1 pseudogene is annotated in these 1,089 nt (G+C 54.0%); it reads right to left on the bottom strand.

The window, feature by feature from the left end:
• Positions 1–41 precede the first annotated feature (41 nt).
• Positions 42–1,055, bottom strand: a pseudogene (locus FP026_RS29950) (IS110-like element ISAeca3 family transposase).
• Between the last annotated feature and the right edge of the window lie 34 nt (positions 1,056–1,089).

Raw genomic sequence — 1,089 nt, 5'->3', positions numbered from 1 at the left:
AAGCAGGTGGGTGTGTCAGTACAAAAGTAAATAGGGGCGCGTCAGGTTGGCATTGCCCGAAATTCGGTATGCCGTGCCGCCAGCGCCCAAGCCGTGCGGGCCAACTTGTTGGCTAGTGCACAAGCCACAACATTCGAATGTCGCCGAGTCAACATAGACCTGACCCAATCAGCCAATCGTCCCGTTTGCCGCTCTAGCCGTTGCATATAGGCTCGTGCACATTGCACCAACAATCGTCTAAGATTTTTGTCGCCACGCTTGCTGATACCCTTCAGGTTTGCCCGGCCCCCAGTACTGTACTGGCGTGGCACCAATCCGACTGACGCCGCGAAATCACGACTACATCGATAGTGTTTTCCGTCACCGAGCTCGGCGGCCAACACGCTGGCAGTGATCGGGCCGACACCAGGGATTGTCATCAGACGCTGACCAAGATCGTCATCGCCAAGCTGGCTGGCCAGTTCCTTGTCGATCTCGGCAATTTGCTGCTCCAGATACTTGAAATGGGCATGCAGCCTCTCCAACATGGTAATCAGTCGCGCTGGTAACTCGTGTTCAGCCATCACAGAAGGCAGGCGCTTGATGGCGGCATGACCGACGGGCAGACTGATGCCAAATTCGAGTAAAAAGCCGTGTATCTGGTTCGATGCCTTAACCCGATCGCGCACAAACGATTCGCGCACACGATGCAGTGCTCCCAACGTTTGCTGGCTTTCGGTCTTGGGCGTTACAAACCGCATGGAGGGACGGCAGGCGGCCTCGCAAATAGCTTCAGCATCGATGAAGTCGTTCTTGTTGCTCTTGACGAATGGGCGCACGAATTGAGGCGAAATGAGCTTACTCTCATGCCCAAATTCAGCCAGCCGACGAGCCATGTAATGGGCTCCGGCACATGCCTCCATGACGATGGTGCATACAGGAAAAGTTGCGAGGGATTCGATGAGCTTTGTCCGGTTGAACTTCTTGCGAAGAAGAGCTTTGCCGAACCGGTCTTGTCAGTGAATGTGAAAAGTGTGTTTACCGAGATCAATACCAATAAGCGCAACGTTTTCCATGATGGCCTCTCCTGAAAGAAAAACACCCTGTCAG

The sequence above is a fragment of the Martinezella tropici genome, from assembly GCF_008370325.1.
Lineage (GTDB): Bacteria > Pseudomonadota > Alphaproteobacteria > Rhizobiales > Rhizobiaceae > Rhizobium > Rhizobium tropici_B.
The sequence above is the reverse complement of the archived record's forward strand: the minus strand, read 5'-3'. Positions and strand labels throughout refer to the sequence as shown.